Genomic DNA, 16,294 nt, shown 5'->3' with positions numbered 1-16,294 from the left:
CGACCGGCTCATCGACGCCGACTACGACGCACCCCGCATCGCCCACCTGCTCGGCGGCCTACCGGTGCAGATCCTGGGCCGCCTGCGCTCGGATCGGGCCATGCGCCGTCCGGCCTCCTCCCGCACGGAGTTCCGCCCGGCGCATCCCGCAGGTGGTCGACCGCCCCAACACGGCGGCGAGTTCATCTTCGGCGACCCGGCCACCTGGGGCACCGAACACGCCCACACCAGGCCGTGTCCGCCGAGGGCTCCGGAACCTCCACGCGAGGATGGTCTCTTTGGCCCGTGCACCGCAACCTCCCCGGCCCGGCCCCGGACGGCCGCCGGGCTCGAAGAACCGCCGCCCAGCGACCCGTCACGACGTGGGGCGTGTCCTCGCGACCGGCGAAGCGCACGCACGGCCCACGCACCACAAGAAGGGCACGAGACCCCGCCGAACCGGATGGACGACAAGCTAAGAGCCGCCGACGCTGCGAGCGGTTCCGCACGTGCCGGCACGGGACGGGAGCGGGCGCGGCCGACCCGTACGGCGGCTTGCGCGGGCCGCCTCCGCACCTACCCTGGGTGAACTTCGGAGCGACAGGGGTCGCATATCAACGTGCCCGCATTCGGGCATAATTGATATATCCCCTTCGTCACAAGGCACCTGGAGATGTGAATGTCGCGCACAGTGATCGACCTGGACGACGACCTGGTGGCACAGGCGGCCGAGATGCTCGGTACCACCGGCAAACGGGCCACGGTGAACGGCGTGTTGGAGGAGTTCGTGGCCGCCGGGAAGCGCCGTCGCTTCATGGACCTGATGGACGAAGGGGTCTTCGACGACCTGGGCGACCAGGAAGTGATGGCGTGGGCGTGGCGGTAGCGACACACCTGGTCGACAAGAGCGTCTGGGCCAGGGCGCGGCAGCCCGGCGTCCGGAGCGCGCTGCTGCCGCTGCTGGACCGCGGCCAGGTCGCCACCTGCGCGATGATCGACCTGGAGCTGCTCTACAGCTCCCGCAGCGCCACCGACCACGCGCGGGGGCGCGCCCTGCGCTCCGGTTTCGACTGGCTCCCGCTGACCGACGAGATCGGCACCCGGGCGATCAAGGTGCAGTCCCTGCTGGCCCGCCAGGGGCACCACCGGGCGGCGTCCCTGTCCGACCTGCTGATCGCCGCCACGGCCGAGCGGCACGGGGTGGCGGTTCTCCACTACAACGTCGACTTCGAGACGATCGCGGCGGTGACGCGGCAGCCCGTGCAGTGGGTCGTCCCCCCGGGCACGGCGGACTGAACGACCGCCGGACGACTACCGGACGGCTGCGGGGCGACCGGACGACCGCCGGGCGGTGTCAGGCGTCCAGGGCCGTGCGCCACTCGCGGACCGCGGTGGCCGAGACCGGAGAGGTCCAGCCCGCGGAGCGGGCCGCGCCGCCGATGTGGAAGGCCGTGACGCCCCCCGCGCGCAGCGCCGGCAGGTGTGCCAGCCCCAGCCCGCCGCCGACCATCAGCCGCGCCTGGAAGCCGGGCTCCCCGGCCGCACCGCGCGCGGCTTCCGCCAGCAGCGTGTCCATGCCGTCGTCCACGCCCGCGGGCGAACCGGCGGTGAGGTAGGTGTCCAGACCGGGCAGGTCGCTCAGCCGCTTGCGCAGCCCCTCGCGGTCCGCCGCCCGGTCGATCGCCCGGTGGAACGTCCAGGAGCAGGGGCCGATGACCTCCGCCAGCGCGCCCACTGCGGCCAGGTCCGGTTCGCCGGACGCGTCGAGGAAGCCCAGGACGAACTCCTCCGCGCCCTCGGCACGCAGCAGTTCGGCCCGCTCCCGCAGGTCGTCCAGTTCGGCGGGGGTGCCGGACGAGAAGCCGTCCGAGGTGCGCAGCATGACGCGCAGCGGGATGTCGACGGCGTCCCGGATGGCGGCGAATGTCTGACGGTCGGGGGTGAGACCGTCGGCGGCGATGTCGGTGACCAGTTCGAGGCGGTCGGCCCCACCAGCCTGTGCGGCACGCGCGTCATCCGCGCTGAGCGCGATCACCTCGAGCATTGGTCTAGACATATAGCGAAGACTGCCACACACCACGGCATCACCGGTAGATGGCCCGCACAATTGTCTCCATGGACACAAGCGGTACACACAGCGTTCTCCTGACGCACTGGAACGCGCTGCTCGACCGGGCCCGCGCCGACGCACCCGACACCGCCGGCGCTCCCGGCACGGCGCCGGACCCCGCCCCGTACGGCGAGAACCTGCTCGCCCGCTGGGCCGAACCGCAGCGGCGGTACCACACCGTCGATCACCTGCGCGCGGTACTCGACCGCGTCGAGGAGCTGGCCGCGCACGCCGCCGACCCGGACGCCGTACGCCTCGCCGCCTGGTTCCACGACGCCGTCTACCGCCCCGACCGCAGCGAGAACGAGGAGCGCAGCGCCCAGCTCGCCGAGCGCGCCCTGTCCGAGGCGGGCGTCCCCGCCGCCCGTACGGCCGAGGTGGCGCGCCTCGTGCGGCTCACCGTGCGTCACGACCCGGCGCCCGGCGACACCAACGGCGAGGTGCTGTGCGACGCCGACCTCGCGGTGCTGGCGGGCGGGCCGGAGGCGTACGCCCACTACGCCGCCGCCGTCCGCCAGGAGTACGGCTTCGTGCCGGACGACGCCTTCCGGGCGGGCCGGGCCGACGTACTGCGCCAACTCCTCGCGCTCCCCCGCCTCTTCCGCACCCCCGAGGGCCACGACCGCTGGGAGCGCACCGCCCGCCACAACCTGGGCGCGGAGCTGGAGCTGCTCAGCGTCTGAGCGGAGTTCCGGCAGGTCAGCGGGGCCGGAGGGTGAAGCCGAGCATCCGCGCGCCCCGTTCGGTGCGCGGCCGGTGGCTGCTGCCCGGGGCGAACACCACGTAGGTGCCCGGGCCGTGGCGCTCCGCGCCCTCGATCACCTCGCCGCTGAGCACGTAGTAGCGCTCCTCGGTGGCGTGCTCGTCGACGTCCGGCCACGCGGTGCCCGGCGCGAAGTCGATCAGCCAGCCGCCGGCGTGGTCGGTCACCGGCAGCCGCCGGCGCACGATCCCTGGGGCGACCTCCACGGGGGTGACCTCGTCAACCTGGACGACGGTCTTCAGGGCCCCCGATCCGGTGGTGTCCGGGGGTCCGTCGGGGCTCGGGACGCTCGTCGTGCTCGGGGAGTCGCTCATGCGCACCACCGTGCCGGAGGGGCGCTCCGCCGCGCGAGAGTCGGAGATGACATCCCAGGGTATTTTCCTGCCATGACCTCCCGCCATCGGGTGGTGGCCCTGCTCGGCCCGCCCCAGTCACCGTTCGAACTCGCCTGCGCCGCCGAGGTGTTCGGCACCCTGCGCCCCGAGCTGCCGAGCCCGTACGACTTCCGGGTGTGTGCCGAGCGCCCCGGCCCGCTGCCCGCGACCGTCGGCCCTCCGCTGCTGGTGGAGGCGGGGCTGAACGCGCTGCGTCAGGCGGACACCGTCGTCGTGCCCGGCTGGGAGCCGCCCGGCGGCCCGGTACCGCCCGCCGTGCTCGCCGCGCTGCGGGCGGCGCACCGGCGCGGGGCGCGGATCGTCGGTCTCTGCACAGGCTCCTTCGTCCTCGCCCGGGCCGGGCTGCTCGACGGCCGCCGCGCCACCACCCACTGGCGCCGCACCGCGCGGCTCGCCGCGGGCTTCCCGCAGGTCGAGGTGGCCACGGACGTGCTGTACGTGGACCACGGCGACGTCGCGACGAGCGCGGGTACGGGCGCGGCCGTCGACCTGTGCCTGCACCTCGTACGCACCGACCAGGGCGCCGCGTACGCCGCGCAGGTCGCCCGCAGCATGGTCCTGCCGCCGCACCGGGAGGGCGGCCAGCGCCAGTACGCCGTACGGGCCGCGCCCGCCGCCGTGGCGGACGCCTCGCTGGCACCGCTGCTGGAGTGGGCCGCCGGGCGGCTCGGCGAGCGGCTGACCGTCGCCCGGCTTGCCGAGCGGGCCGGACTCTCGGACCGCACCCTGGCCCGCCGGTTCACCGAGCAGCTCGGCATCAGCCCCGGCCAGTGGCTCCTCGCCCGCCGGATCGACGCGGCGCGCGTCCTGCTGGAGCACACGGACCTACCGGTGGAGGCCGTCGCGAGCCGGGTCGGGCTCGCCTCCGCGGTCAACCTGCGGCGCCGCTTCCGCACCGCACTGGGCACCACCCCGGGCGCGTACCGGCGGACCTTCGGCGAAACCGGACAGGCACGAGGCCGGGTGGACGGGAACGCGCCGCGCGCCGCTACCAGTGCGCGGGGCGCGTGAGCGGCGCCGACACCCGCGTCGCCGCGTCGCCCCGGGCCGCCTCCAGCTGGGGCTGCGTGAGGAAGAACGCGCCGGTGAAGTCGGCGCCGTGCAGCCGGGTGTCGCGCAGGTCGGCGCCGATCAGCTCGGCGTGCCGCAGGTCCGCGCCGCGCAGGTCGGCCGCGATGAGGTACGCCCCGCGCAGGCTCGCGCCCCGCAGGTCCGCGCCCGCCAGGTCGGCGCCGATCAGGTCGGCCCCCCGGTGGTTCCTCCGGCGGCCCGGCACGGCGGCGGCCCGTGCCAGCTCTCCGGCGCGCAGCAGCAGGGTGTTGACGGCGTGCCGGTGCGCGTCGACGTCCAGTCCGGCGAGCGCCTCCGCGCTGCCCCGGACGAGGGCTTCGGTGTCGGCCAGCGCGCGGCGCAGTGCGCGGTGGACGGGGCGGGCGGCCGGCAGCTCCAGCGCCTCGGTGACGTGGCGGAGCAGCTCGTGCAGCTGCCGCACCACCGGAAAGACCGCGAACATCTGCCGGGCGGTGGCCGGGTCCTGCCGCCAGTCCCGGCCGCCGAAGGTGTGCTGGGAGACCTGCTGCCCGGCGCCGAAGCAGTCGAAGGCGGTGCAGCCGGAGTAGCCGTCCGCGCGCAGGCGGGTGTGGATGCCGCAGCGGAAGTCGGTACGCAGGTTCCCGCAGGGCTGCCCGGCGTCCTTGTCGACGGGGAAGTCGGCGGAGGCGCGGAAGGGCAGGGCGACGCAGCACAGCCCGAAGCAGCTGCCGCAGTCCGCGGCCAGCGGCAGCCGCGTACGGGCCTCCGGGGCGGGGACACGAGGTTCGGGCTGGTGGGGCATGGTGCGCGCGTTCCTTCCCGTAGGGGCGCCGGACCATGCCATTGTCCCCGCTGCGACGAGATTCAGGACGGTGTGCGGGCCGCCCCCTTCAGCCGCCCGCCAGGAGGAACGCGGTCTGGAGTACCGGATACGGCACGGGCAGCGGCAGCGGACGCCCCAGGTCGACCTCGGCTTTGGCCGCGTAGTGCGATCCGTTCCCGTCCACGCCGGGCACGGGAAGCGGCGGCAAGAGAGGCATCCCCTCGATGAATTCCGCCCGCACCGGCACGGCGAATGCCTCTTCGAGCGAGATCAGCTGATCGATGGGGTCTGGCAGCATGTTCATAGGTCCGGTGACGGGATCGGCGGTCACACTGTCCTCCCTCGCACTGCTGCCAGGCTACGCCCGGGCCGGGTACCCCGGTATGAGCTGGGCCGATGTCGCCTGACGCGGGCTCTTTCGGCGCTCGTTCACCCGGTGGGGTGACGGGTGCGGGTGACGGGTCCCCTACCCGTGGCGCGGAAGCAGGGCGCGCGCGGAATAGGGCGGTCCGCAGCGGGGTTGCCCACTGTCGTGCCCCTCGATAACCCTGCTGAGCGCAGCTCGGCCACGCCCGCCCGGATGCCCGTCGCCGTCTACGTGCTGGGGCTGTCGGTCTTCGCGCTGGGCACCTCCGAGTTCATGCTCGCGGGAATCCTGGAGCCGCTCGCCCGCGACATGGACGTCTCCATACCCAAGGCGGGGCTGCTGGTCTCCGCCTTCGCCATCGGCATGGTGGTCGGCGCGCCGGTGCTGGCGGCGGCGACGCTCAAGCTGCCCCGCCGTACGACGCTGATCGTCCTGCTCTCCGTCTTCGGGCTCGGCCAGATCGCGGGCGCGCTGGCGCCGACGTACGCCGTGCTCTTCGTCTCCCGTGTGGTGAGCGCGCTGGCGTGCGCGGGCTTCTGGGCGGTCGGTGCGGCCGTCGCGGTGTCGCTGGTGCCGGTGACCGCGCGGGCCAAGGCCATGGCGATCATGGTCGGCGGGCTGAGCATCGCGAACATCGCGGGCGTACCGGCCGGTGCGTTCCTGGGGCAGCACGCGGGCTGGCGGGCCGCGTTCTGGGCGGTGGCGGCGATGTCGGCCGTCGCGCTGGTCGGGGTGATCGCGGTGGTGCCGCGCACCCGGCCCGCGACCGGCGCGGACGCGCCCAGCCTCCGCGCCGAGCTGCGCATCTACGCCGACCGCCAGGTGTGGCTCGCGCTGGCCCAGATCGCGCTGAACGCCGCCGCCGTCTTCGCCCTCTTCTCGTACCTCTCCCCGCTGCTGACCGACACGGCCGGGCTGGCCGAGAGCCGGGTGCCGTGGGTACTGGGGCTGTTCGGCCTGGGCGCGCTCCTGGGCACGGCCCTCGGCGGGCGGTTCGCGGACGCGCACATGTTCGGCACGATGTACGTGGGCATCACCGCCTCGGCCACCGTGCTGGCCGTCCTCGCGCTGGTGGCGCACAGCGCCGTCGCCGCCGTCACGCTGGCGTTCCTGCTGGGGGTCACGGCCTTCGTCACGGCCCCCGCGCTCAACGCGCGGATGTTCAACGTCGCCAACGCGGCCCCCACCTTGGCGGGTGCGACCACCACCTCGTCGTTCAACATCGGCAACACGCTGGGACCCTGGCTGGGCGGCCTGGTCATCAGCGCGGGCTGGGGCTACGAGGCGGTGGCCTGGCTCGGCGCGGTGCTGGCGCTGGCGGCCGTCGCCGTGACCGTGGCGGCCTCGCGGGCGCAGCGCGCGACGGCCTCCTCGCAGGTGGTCGCCGGCGGCGCGGGCGCACCCGCAGGGGCGCACGCGGAGCGGGCGGCGGAGGTCGGCTGACCTCGGCTGAGGGCCGTCCCGCGCCGCGGGCGCCGGTGACGTTCCGGTCGTGATTCCGCCGGACCCGCCCGGCGGCGGCTGCTGTACTCGGCCGTCCGGCATCCCGGCACCTGGGAGCCCCGGACATCCCCAGGAGCGCAGCCATGACCGCCCCGGCGACACCCGCAGGAAAGCCCGCGGACCAGCACGCAGACCGGCCCGCAGACCCTCTCGGCCGCCGCCCGTCCAGCCCCCGCTCGCCGCTGACCGCCCGGCTGGCCGTCGTCGCGCTGTTGGCGGGGATCTTCTCGATCGTGACGACCGAGATCATGCCGATCGGGCTGCTGACCCCGATGGCGCGCAGCTTCGGCGTCTCGGAGGGCGTCGCGGGCTGGATGATGACGGTGCCAGGGTTCGTCGCGGCCCTCGCCGCTCCCGTGGTCACCGTCGCCACCGGGCGGATCGACCGCCGGACCATGCTGTGCGCGCTGATGGCCCTGCTGGCCGTCGCGGACCTGCTGGCGGCCCTCGCACCGAACTACGCGGTGCTGCTGTGCTCCCGGGTCCTGGTCGGGCTCACCATCGGCGGCTTCTGGTCGATCGGCGCCGGGCTCGCCGTACGGCTGGTGCGGGAGGAGTCCGTCGGCCGGGCCACCGCCGTGATCTTCACCGGGGTGCCGCTGGGTTCGGTGCTCGGCGTTCCCGCGGGCACCTTCCTGGGCCAACTGGCGGGCTGGCGTGCCTCGTTCGCCGTGATGGGGGTGCTGACGGTGGGCGTGCTGGTCGCGCTGCTCCTGCTGCTGCCGCCGCTGCCCGCCGTGCACCGGACCAGCACGCGGGTGCTGCGCCGGCTCTTCCGCCTCCCACCGGTCCGCACCGGGCTGGCCGCCATCTTCCTGGTGGTGGTCGCCCACTTCGGCACGTACACCTACGTCGACCCGTTCCTGCGGCAGGTGACCGGGGTGCCGTCGGCGGTGATCGGCGCCTGGCTGCTGGCGTACGGGGCGGCCGGGATCGCCGGGAACCTCGTGGCCGGAGCCGCGCTCGGGCGCGGGCCGCGCAGCACCTTCGCCGCCGCCGCGCTGGCGCTGGGAGGCGCGGTCTGCCTGCTTCCGGTGGCGGGCGGCCGGGATACGGGCGCGGTGGTGCTGCTGCTCGTGTGGGGTCTGGCGTACGGCGCCGTGCCGGTGTGCGCGCAGAGCTGGCTGGCGCGGGCGGCACCGCACGCGCCGGAGGCGGCCACAGTGCTGTTCACCGCGTCCTTCCAGGCGGCGATCTCGGCCGGGGCGGTGCTGGGCGGGCTGGTGGTGGACGCCGCCTCGCTCTCGGCCGTGCTGCTGTGCGGCGGCGCGCTCGCGTTCCTCGCGGTGCCGGCGCTGCTCTTCCTCAGCCGCCCGGACGCCCCTGGCCCGGAGGCGGCTCGCCAGGACGCAGCGCCCCCGGCCCCGCCTGCCCCGCCTGCCCCGCCTGCCCCGCCTGCCCCGGACGCGGGCGGCGCAGCCCGGCTGCCGTGAGGCGGCGCACCAGTTCCTTGGAGCCCACCTCCACCGCGCCGTGCCGCACCGCGGCCCCGTAGCGCTCGGACGGCACGTCGTAGTGGTCGTGGTCGAACGACCGGCGCGAGCATCCGATCGCCTCGGCGAAGGCGTGCAGCTCGGCGTACGAGGCGTCGCTGACCAGGTGGGACCACATCCGGCCGTGCCCCGGCCAGGTGGGCGGGTCGATGTACACCGTCACCGGAGCAGCCCCAGGGAGCCCACCCGGGCGACCGCCGTGGCCGTCTTCGCGCACACCCAGTGCGGGTCCTCGCCCAGCTCCGGCTCGACCTCCAGGGCGTGCAGGTCGCCGCCGCCGCAGACGGGGCACAGCGGCCAGCGCCCGTACCGCTCCAGCAGGGCGTCCTGGACGTCCTGCGCGACCAGTCCGTCCACGAAGGCGGCGCCTTCCGGCCATTCGCCGACCCACCAGCGGCGATGGGTGACGGCGTCCTCCACCAGGGAGACGACGTCCGCCTGCGCGACGTCGCCCGCGCTCAGGTCGGCGAGGACGAGCGCCCGTGCCGTGTGGAGCGCCTGTTCGAGGCCGGGGGCCTTCGGTTGCTGGTCCATCTCCCTATTGGACCAAAAGTCGGCCCTTTCCGAGCGGCGGGTGCTCCGCCGGTGGGCCCGACGGGCCGCCGGACCGCCGGACTCGCGCGGCGCCGGGATGCTTGACCACCCAACCGTCTGAAAATATGTTTCTTCCGTGACCTACCTCATGAAGGAAGATTTCACCCCCCACGGCGGTGCCCGCCCCCGCCACGGCGCCGCCGGTCCCACCGGACCGCCCGGCCCCCCCGGCCCCGCCGCGCTCGCGGCCAAGGTGCGCACCATGGCGCCGTCCATGACCCGTTCGATGCAGCGCGTCGCGGAGGCCGTCGCGCACGACCCGGCGGGCTGCGCCCGGCTGACGGTCACCGGCCTGGCGGAGCGGACCGGCACCAGCGAGGCCACCGTCGTACGGACCTCGCGGCTGCTGGGCTACCCGGGCTACCGCGATCTGCGACTGGCGCTGGCGGGTCTGGCCGCGCAGCAGGAGTCCGGCGCCGCGCCCACGGTCACCGCCGACATAGCCGTGGACGACCCGATCTCCGAAGTGGTCGCCAAGCTGGCGCACGACGAACGGCAGACCCTCGCCGACACCGCCGCCGCGCTGGACACCGCACAGGTCGAGGCCGCCGTCGGCGCGCTCGCCGTGGCCCGCCGGATCGACCTCTACGGCGTCGGCGCGTCCGCGCTCGTCGCCCAGGACCTGGCGCAGAAGCTGCTCCGCATCGGCCTGATCGCGCACGCGCACTCCGACCCGCACCTCGCGGTCACCAACGCCGTGCAGCTGCGCTCCGGCGACGTGGCGCTCGCGATCACCCACTCCGGCCGTACGGACGACGTGATCGAGCCGCTGCGCGTCGCGTTCGGGCAGGGGGCGACGACCATCGCCGTCACCGGCCGCCCGGACGGCGAGATCGCGCAGTACGCGGACCACGTGCTGACGACCTCCACCGCGCGCGAGAGCGAGCTGCGGCCCGCGGCGATGTCGAGCCGTACCAGCCAACTGCTCGTCGTGGACTGCCTCTTCATCGGCGTCGCCCAGCGCACCTACGAGACCGCCGCCCCCGCGCTCTCCGCCTCCTACGAGGCGCTCGCCCATCGCCACTCCCCCCGCCCCCGTTGACCGGACCGGCGTTCCCGCCGGCGCGACCGCCGCGCCCGTACCACCCCCAGAGAGAGCCGTACGCCGCTATGACCGACACCGCTGACTCCTCGTACACCGAGCTGCGCGCCGAACTGGACACGCTGACGACCGAGGCGTTCCGCAGCGAGCTGTCCGAGATCGACCGGCTGCCCACCCTGGAGATCGCCCGGCTCATGAACGGCGAGGACGCCACGGTGCCCGCCGCCGTCGCCGCCCAGCTGCCCCGGATCGCCGCCGCCATCGACGGCACCGCGGCCCGGATGGCCCGCGGCGGACGCCTCATCTACGCGGGCGCGGGCACCGCGGGGCGCATGGGCGTGCTGGACGCGAGCGAGTGCCCGCCGACCTTCAACACCGACCCGAGCCAGGTCATGGGCCTGATCGCGGGCGGCCCGGACGCCATGATCACGGCGGTGGAGGGCGCCGAGGACAGCAAGGAGCTGGCCGCCGCCGACCTGGACGCGCTGGGCGTGGGCGCCGACGACACCGTCGTCGGCATCTCCGCCTCCGGCCGCACCCCGTACGCGGTCGGCGCCGTCGAACACGCCCGCGCGCGCGGGGCGCTGACGGTCGGCCTGTCCTGCAACGCCGGCTCCGTACTGGCTGCCGCCGCCGAGCACGGCATCGAGGTCGTCGTCGGCCCGGAGGTGCTGACCGGCTCCACCCGCCTCAAGGCGGGCACCGCGCAGAAGCTCGTACTGAACATGCTCTCGACCCTGACCATGATCCGGCTGGGCAAGACGTACGGGAACCTGATGGTCGACGTCCGCGCCTCCAACGAGAAGCTGCGCGCCCGCTCGCGCCGCATCGTGGCGCTGGCCACCGGCGCCACGGACGCGGAGATCGAGACCGCGCTCGCCGCCACCGAGGGCGAGGTGAAGAACGCCATCCTCACCCTCCTCGGCCAGGTCGACGGCCCCACCGCCGCCCGGCTGCTCACCGAGGCGCACGGGCACCTGCGCGCCGCGCTGGACTCCGCCAAGGGCTGAGACCCCGCCGCACACCGGCTCCGTACGCGCGGCGGTCCGCCACCGCGCGTACGGAGCACCGGCCGGTGTCAGCGCACGGTGACGTGGAGCGGCTTGGAGTACGCGGTCCCCCGCTCACCGGTCACGGTGCGCAGCTCGTTCTTGCCCTTGAGCCCGAGCTTCACCCGCAGGCTGTACGAGCCGTTCCGCTGAACGGTCGTGGTGGCGGGCAGGGACTTCCACTTCTTGCCCTGCTTCTGCTGGAGCAGCACGGTGTAGCCGGGCTTGACGCCCTTGGTGTGACCCTGGATGCGGAACTCCTGCCACGCCCGGACGGAGACGGCGGCGGTGCGCGCGGTGATCGACTCGACCGCGGCCGCGGCCTGCGGAGCCTGCGAAGCGGCCTCGGGCGAGTCGACGGGGTTGCTGACCACCGCGTTCTCGCGCGGCGACGGCTCGTCGGCGGCGACCGCGGTGCCGGTGGCGAGCGCGGCGCCCGCGCCCAGCAGGCTCAGGGTGAGCAGCGGGGCGACGACGCGCCGGGTGGTGAGGGTTCGGTTCATCGGGTTGCTTCCTGTTCTCGGGAAACGGATGTGTTGATCACAAGAGAACAGGAAGAGTGCGTTCCGTTTCTTCGGCCGAACGGTGCTTCTTGGCGCCTGTCACCCGACAGGCCCTCAGCCCGCGCACGCCGAAGGGCGGCCCCCGCACGGGGAGCCGCCCTCTGGCGTGCAGCGTGACGCGTACGGCGCGACGCGTATGGCGCGACCGCTGATCCCGGGGGATCAGAAGCCCATGTCGCCGCCCATGCCACCGGTCGGGTCCGCGGCGCCGGCCGCGGCCTTCTCCGGCTTGTCGGCGATGACGGCCTCGGTGGTGAGGAAGAGCGCCGCGATGGAGGCGGCGTTCTGCAGCGCGGAGCGCGTGACCTTGGCCGGGTCGTTGATGCCCTCGGCCAGCATGTCGACGTACTCACCGGTCGCGGCGTTGAGGCCGTGACCCGGCTTCAGGTTGCGCACCTTCTCCGTCACGACGCCGCCCTCGAGACCGGCGTTGACCGCGATCTGCTTGAGCGGGGCCTCCAGCGAGAGCTTGACGGCCTGCGCGCCGGTGGCCTCGTCACCCTCCAGCTCCAGCTTGTCGAAGACGCTGGACGCCTGGATGAGCGCCACGCCGCCGCCGGCGACGATGCCCTCCTCGACGGCCGCCTTGGCGTTGCGCACCGCGTCCTCGATGCGGTGCTTGCGCTCCTTCAGCTCCACCTCGGTGGCGGCACCGGCCTTGATGACGGCCACGCCGCCGGCCAGCTTCGCGAGGCGCTCCTGGAGCTTCTCGCGGTCGTAGTCCGAGTCGGAGTTGTCGATCTCGGCACGGATCTGGCTGACCCGGCCCTGGACCTGGTCGGTGTCGCCCGAGCCGTCCACGATCGTGGTCTCGTCCTTGGTGATGACGACCTTGCGCGCGCGGCCGAGCAGCTCCAGACCGGCGTTCTCCAGCTTGAGGCCGACCTCCTCGGAGATGACCTGGCCACCGGTGAGGATGGCGATGTCGCCGAGCATGGCCTTGCGGCGGTCACCGAAGCCGGGAGCCTTGACGGCGACCGACTTGAAGGTGCCGCGGATCTTGTTGACGACGAGGGTGGAGAGCGCCTCGCCCTCGACGTCCTCGGCGATGATCAGCAGCGGCTTGCCGGACTGCATGACCTTCTCCAGCAGCGGAAGGAGGTCCTTCACGTTGCTGACCTTGGAGTTCACGATGAGGATGTAGGGGTCCTCCAGCTCCGCCTCCATCCGCTCCATGTCGGTGGCGAAGTAGGCGGAGATGTAGCCCTTGTCGAAGCGCATGCCCTCGGTCAGCTCAAGCTCGAGCCCGAAGGTCTGCGACTCCTCGACCGTGATGACGCCTTCCTTGCCGACCTTGTCCATCGCCTCGGCGATCAGCTCGCCGATCTGCGGGTCGCCGGCGGAGATGGAGGCGGTGGAGGCGATCTGCTCCTTGGTCTCCACATCCTTCGCCTGCTCGAGCAGGGCGGCGGAGACGGCCTCGACGGCCTTCTCGATGCCGCGCTTCAGCGCCATCGGGTTCGCGCCGGCCGCGACGTTGCGCAGCCCCTCGCGCACCAGGGCCTGGGCCAGGACGGTCGCGGTCGTCGTGCCGTCACCGGCTACGTCGTCCGTCTTCTTGGCGACCTCCTTGACCAGCTCGGCGCCGATCTTCTCGTAGGAGTCCTCCAGCTCGATCTCCTTGGCGATCGAGACACCGTCGTTGGTGATCGTGGGGGCGCCCCACTTCTTCTCCAGCACGACGTTCCGGCCCTTGGGGCCGAGCGTGACCTTGACTGCGTCGGCGAGCTGGTTCATCCCACGCTCGAGGCCGCGCCGCGCCTCCTCGTCGAAGGCGATGATCTTGGCCATGTGAAGTGGTCCTCCCGGACGTCGGGGACCCCTCAGCACAGAGTGTCAAGGGGCGGATTTCTCCGGACCGCGCTGGCGCCCGCGACGGACGGCCCGCACACCAGGTGGTTCCTTGCCCCACCCGGTCGGCGGACCTCACCGAACCGGTCCTTCTGTCACTCTCACTGTCAGAGTGCTAACGCCAATGATTAGCACTCGACCCCCTCGAGTGCAAGCGGTCCCCCCGGCGGACGGGCGGGCGCCGGGCGGGCGACGGGCGGGCGGCGGGGCGCGGGCAGGCCGGTTCCGGGCACGCGCGAGGGCCCGCACCCAGGTGGGTGCGGGCCCTCGAAGAGCTGTATGCAGTCCCGGTCGGCGCTTCAGCCGGTGACGCGGACCATGTCCGCCTGCGGCCCTTTCTGACCCTGCGAGATCTCGAACTCGACTCGCTGTCCTTCATCCAGGGTGCGGTAGCCGTCCATCTGGATCGCGCTGTAGTGGACGAAGACGTCCGCACCACCGTCGACCGCGATGAAGCCGTACCCCTTCTCCGCGTTGAACCACTTGACGGTGCCCTGAGCCATTCCAAACTCCCCTATTACTGGCCCTTGCGCGAGCCCGCACTTCGCGAACCCGGGTCAGACCTCACCCCCAGTAACTGGAGATGTGCGCCGGAACGCGTCGACCGCCGCTGAATGTATCTGCCTGAACGCCGTCTGCAACAGGTCAGTTGGACGAGAATTCCCGTCCGGACAGATCGCCAATTAGCCGGAATAACCCGGAAAAGCGGGGCAATTGGGATGGGACATAACGCAGTAACGCGACAATTGCGGCGCCATTTTGGGGCGCAACTTGTCGCGTTCTCGTTGCGTGTGACACGCATGGGGAGGGAGCGAGTCCACTCTACTCCCTTTCGGGGAACCGAAATGCCCCCTCCCGGCCGGGCCGGGAGGGGGCGATCGCCGTACTGGAGGGCGGGCGGGCGGCTCAGCAGCCGCCGGCCACCGCCGGGATGATCGACACGCCCGCGCCGTCCGGGGTGACCGTCTCCAGACCCTGGGCAAAGCGCACGTCATCGTCGTTCACGTACACGTTCACGAAGCGGCGCAGCTTGCCCTCGTCGTCCAGGACCCGGGCGCCGATTCCGGCGTGGTTCTTCTCCAGGTCGGTCAGCACCTCCGACAGCGTGGCGCCCTCGGCGGGCACCTCGGACTTGCCGCCGGTGTACGTGCGCAGGATGGTCGGGATTCGGACATTGACGCTCATGCGATTCACCTTCCGGGAAACGGGGTGCGAGGAACGGAGTACGGGGGACTTCAGCCGAGACCGGCGGCGCGGAAGGCGGCCAGGCTCGGCGGAATCGTCGCGGACGGCTTGGACGTCGGCGCCACCGCGTCCAGCGTCTTCAGGCCGTCGCCCGTGTTGAGCACGACGGTGGACAGCGCCGGGTCCAGCAGGCCCTTCTCGATCAGCTTGCGGGTGACGCCCACCGTCACCCCGCCCGCCGTCTCGGCGAAGATGCCCTCGGTGCGGGCGAGCAGCTTGATCGCGTCCACGATCTGCGCGTCGTCCACGTCCTCGACCGCGCCGCCCGTGCGCCGGGCGATGTCCAGGACGTACGGCCCGTCCGCCGGGTTCCCGATGGCCAGGGACTTCGCGATGGTGTCCGGCTTGACCGGCCGTACGACGTCGTGCCCGTCCTTGAAGGCGCGGGAGACCGGCGAGCAGCCCTCCGCCTGGGCGCCGAAGATCCGGTAGGGCTTGTCCTCGACCAGGCCGAGGGCGATCAGCTCCTTGAGCCCCTTGTCGATCTTCGTCAGCTGCGAGCCGGAGGCGATCGGGATCACCAGCTGGTCCGGCAGCTCCCAGCCCAGCTGCTCGCAGATCTCGTAGGCCAGGGTCTTGGAGCCCTCGCCGTAGTACGGGCGCAGGTTGACGTTGACGAAGCCCCAGCCCTCACCCAGCGGGTCCCCGATCAGCTCGGAGCAGAAGCGGTTCACCTCGTCGTAGTTGCCCTCGATGCTGACCAGGTCGCCCCCGTAGACGGCGGCCATCACGACCTTGCCCTCTTCCAGGTCGTGCGGGATGAAGACGCAGGAGCGGAATCCGGCGCGGGCCGCGGCGGCGCCCACCGCACCGGCCAGGTTGCCCGTCGAGGAGCAGGAGAGGGTGGTGAAGCCGAAGGCGCGCGCAGCCTCGACGGCGATGGCGACGACCCGGTCCTTGAAGGAGTGCGTCGGGTTGCCGGAGTCGTCCTTGATGTGCAGCGAGCCGGTGATGCCCAGCTCGCGGGCCAGGTTGTCGGCCTTCACCAGCTGGGTGAAGCCGGGGTCGAGGCTGGGCCTGGCGGCGACGCCGGCCGGCACGGGCAGCAGCGGTGCGTACCGCCAGATGCTGGGCGGGCCCGCCTCGATCTGCTTCCGCAGGCCCTCCGGGTCACCGGTGGGCAGGTCGTAGGCCACTTCGAGGGGGCCGAAACACTCCTCGCAGGCGAAGATCGGGCCGAGTGCGAAGCGGGTGCCGCATTCGCGGCAGGAGAGCGCGGCGGCGGGTCCGAGCGAAACAGAACCGCCGGTGGACTTCTCGGGAGTCTGCACAGCCATGAAGGCGAGGCCCTTTCTCCTCATCTTCCCCGCGACGTATCTCGCCGCGAGACGGAGTTGGCACCTTCACTAGCCGGGAGCCTCGCGGTGGACGCAAGGCCGGCTGGAGGGTTGCCGGGGCTTCATCGGGCCGTTCCCTCTGCCCCTCTGGATGAGCGGTATGAAGTTGTCGCGCTGCCGCCGTCGCCCTCGTACAGCGGCAGGCGGC

Annotated in this window: 19 protein-coding genes, 1 pseudogene and 1 riboswitch; of the genes and pseudogenes, 9 read left to right on the top strand and 11 right to left on the bottom strand. The window is 72.9% G+C overall.

Annotation, left to right across the window (positions count from 1 at the left end; genetic code table 11):
• Nucleotides 1–64: 64 nt before the first annotated feature.
• The 3 genes from H299_RS38665 to H299_RS0125485 all read left to right on the top strand — a co-directional run bounded on the left by H299_RS38665 (nucleotide 65) and on the right by H299_RS0125485 (nucleotide 1,275).
• Nucleotides 65–568 (top strand): hypothetical protein, encoded by a 504-nt coding sequence (locus H299_RS38665; RefSeq protein WP_486587452.1) that lies wholly within the window; start codon nucleotides 65–67, stop codon nucleotides 566–568.
• A gap of 90 nt (nucleotides 569–658) precedes the next feature.
• On the top strand, nucleotides 659–865 hold the full coding sequence (locus H299_RS0125490; protein WP_027750721.1) for a type II toxin-antitoxin system VapB family antitoxin: 207 nt from the start codon (nucleotides 659–661) through the stop codon (nucleotides 863–865).
• Nucleotides 856–1,275 (top strand): PIN domain nuclease, encoded by a 420-nt coding sequence (locus tag H299_RS0125485; RefSeq protein WP_027750720.1) that lies wholly within the window; start codon nucleotides 856–858, stop codon nucleotides 1,273–1,275. Before H299_RS0125490 ends, H299_RS0125485 begins: the two co-directional genes overlap by 10 nt.
• Before the next feature lie 58 nt (nucleotides 1,276–1,333).
• On the opposite strand, the gene H299_RS0125480 is transcribed toward H299_RS0125485, so the two are convergent.
• Nucleotides 1,334–2,035 carry a copper homeostasis protein CutC gene (locus H299_RS0125480; RefSeq protein WP_037760555.1) on the bottom strand — a complete coding sequence of 234 codons (702 nt, stop codon included), beginning with the start codon at nucleotides 2,033–2,035 and terminating at the stop codon, nucleotides 1,334–1,336.
• 59 nt (nucleotides 2,036–2,094) lie between these two features.
• Between H299_RS0125480 and H299_RS36220 the strand changes: the two genes are divergently transcribed.
• The gene (locus H299_RS36220; RefSeq protein ID WP_037760552.1) at nucleotides 2,095–2,772 is read left to right on the top strand and encodes an HD domain-containing protein; all 678 of its coding nucleotides are present in this window, start codon (nucleotides 2,095–2,097) and stop codon (nucleotides 2,770–2,772) included.
• 16 nt (nucleotides 2,773–2,788) lie between these two features.
• Here H299_RS36220 and H299_RS0125470 read toward each other — a convergent pair whose 3' ends face one another.
• Nucleotides 2,789–3,166: a cupin domain-containing protein gene (locus H299_RS0125470; RefSeq protein ID WP_078513037.1), complete on the bottom strand. Its 378-nt coding sequence runs from the start codon at nucleotides 3,164–3,166 to the stop codon at nucleotides 2,789–2,791.
• A 72-nt stretch (nucleotides 3,167–3,238) separates the two neighbouring features.
• Here H299_RS0125470 and H299_RS36215 point away from each other — a divergent pair, with 72 nt between their 5' ends.
• Nucleotides 3,239–4,258 (top strand): helix-turn-helix domain-containing protein, encoded by a 1,020-nt coding sequence (locus H299_RS36215; protein ID WP_051262826.1) that lies wholly within the window; start codon nucleotides 3,239–3,241, stop codon nucleotides 4,256–4,258.
• On the opposite strand, the gene H299_RS0125460 is transcribed toward H299_RS36215, so the two are convergent.
• Nucleotides 4,236–5,081 carry a pentapeptide repeat-containing protein gene (locus H299_RS0125460; protein WP_027750717.1) on the bottom strand — a complete coding sequence of 282 codons (846 nt, stop codon included), beginning with the start codon at nucleotides 5,079–5,081 and terminating at the stop codon, nucleotides 4,236–4,238. The genes H299_RS36215 and H299_RS0125460 overlap by 23 nt on opposite strands.
• 88 nt (nucleotides 5,082–5,169) lie before the next feature.
• Nucleotides 5,170–5,433 (bottom strand): hypothetical protein, encoded by a 264-nt coding sequence (locus H299_RS0125455; protein WP_158692386.1) that lies wholly within the window; start codon nucleotides 5,431–5,433, stop codon nucleotides 5,170–5,172.
• Between the two features lie 249 nt (nucleotides 5,434–5,682).
• Between H299_RS0125455 and H299_RS0125450 the strand changes: the two genes are divergently transcribed.
• Both H299_RS0125450 and H299_RS36210 read left to right on the top strand, forming a co-directional pair.
• Nucleotides 5,683–6,912 (top strand): Cmx/CmrA family chloramphenicol efflux MFS transporter, encoded by a 1,230-nt coding sequence (locus H299_RS0125450; RefSeq protein ID WP_051262825.1) that lies wholly within the window; start codon nucleotides 5,683–5,685, stop codon nucleotides 6,910–6,912.
• A gap of 143 nt (nucleotides 6,913–7,055) precedes the next feature.
• Nucleotides 7,056–8,315 (top strand): annotated as a pseudogene (locus tag H299_RS36210) (MFS transporter); the annotation flags it as partial.
• Here H299_RS36210 and H299_RS0125440 read toward each other — a convergent pair.
• Both H299_RS0125440 and H299_RS0125435 read right to left on the bottom strand, forming a co-directional pair.
• Nucleotides 8,278–8,628, bottom strand: coding sequence for a DUF4031 domain-containing protein (locus H299_RS0125440; protein WP_027750714.1), 351 nt, complete (start codon nucleotides 8,626–8,628; stop codon nucleotides 8,278–8,280). The pseudogene H299_RS36210 and the gene H299_RS0125440 sit on opposite strands and share 38 nt — an antisense overlap.
• Nucleotides 8,625–8,999 (bottom strand): hypothetical protein, encoded by a 375-nt coding sequence (locus tag H299_RS0125435; protein WP_027750713.1) that lies wholly within the window; start codon nucleotides 8,997–8,999, stop codon nucleotides 8,625–8,627. The genes H299_RS0125440 and H299_RS0125435 overlap by 4 nt, the downstream gene beginning before the upstream one ends.
• Nucleotides 9,000–9,147: 148 nt before the next feature.
• Between H299_RS0125435 and H299_RS0125430 the strand changes: the two genes are divergently transcribed.
• Nucleotides 9,148–10,101 (top strand): MurR/RpiR family transcriptional regulator, encoded by a 954-nt coding sequence (locus H299_RS0125430; RefSeq protein ID WP_027750712.1) that lies wholly within the window; start codon nucleotides 9,148–9,150, stop codon nucleotides 10,099–10,101.
• Between the two features lie 68 nt (nucleotides 10,102–10,169).
• Entirely contained in the window at nucleotides 10,170–11,111 is a 942-nt protein-coding gene (gene murQ, locus H299_RS0125425) for an N-acetylmuramic acid 6-phosphate etherase (RefSeq protein ID WP_027750711.1), read from the top strand.
• 68 nt (nucleotides 11,112–11,179) lie between these two features.
• Here the strand turns inward: murQ and H299_RS0125420 are convergent, their stop codons facing one another.
• The 5 genes from H299_RS0125420 to thrC form a co-directional block, all read right to left on the bottom strand.
• Nucleotides 11,180–11,653: a hypothetical protein gene (locus tag H299_RS0125420; RefSeq protein ID WP_027750710.1), complete on the bottom strand. Its 474-nt coding sequence runs from the start codon at nucleotides 11,651–11,653 to the stop codon at nucleotides 11,180–11,182.
• A gap of 222 nt (nucleotides 11,654–11,875) precedes the next feature.
• Nucleotides 11,876–13,504, bottom strand: a complete 1,629-nt coding sequence (gene groL, locus H299_RS0125415; RefSeq protein WP_027750709.1) for a chaperonin GroEL — start codon at nucleotides 13,502–13,504, stop codon at nucleotides 11,876–11,878.
• A gap of 359 nt (nucleotides 13,505–13,863) precedes the next feature.
• Nucleotides 13,864–14,067, bottom strand: coding sequence for a cold-shock protein (locus tag H299_RS0125410; protein ID WP_016472377.1), 204 nt, complete (start codon nucleotides 14,065–14,067; stop codon nucleotides 13,864–13,866).
• A gap of 403 nt (nucleotides 14,068–14,470) precedes the next feature.
• Nucleotides 14,471–14,749: a MoaD/ThiS family protein gene (locus H299_RS0125405; protein WP_027750708.1), complete on the bottom strand. Its 279-nt coding sequence runs from the start codon at nucleotides 14,747–14,749 to the stop codon at nucleotides 14,471–14,473.
• A 50-nt stretch (nucleotides 14,750–14,799) separates the two neighbouring features.
• The gene (gene thrC, locus H299_RS0125400) at nucleotides 14,800–16,086 is read right to left on the bottom strand and encodes a threonine synthase (protein WP_027750707.1); all 1,287 of its coding nucleotides are present in this window, start codon (nucleotides 16,084–16,086) and stop codon (nucleotides 14,800–14,802) included.
• 17 nt (nucleotides 16,087–16,103) lie between these two features.
• Nucleotides 16,104–16,244, bottom strand: a riboswitch (SAM riboswitch).
• Nucleotides 16,245–16,294 lie beyond the last annotated feature (50 nt).

The sequence above is a fragment of the Streptomyces sp. CNH287 genome, assembly GCF_000424825.1.
This window is presented reverse-complemented; position numbering and strand designations above follow the sequence as displayed.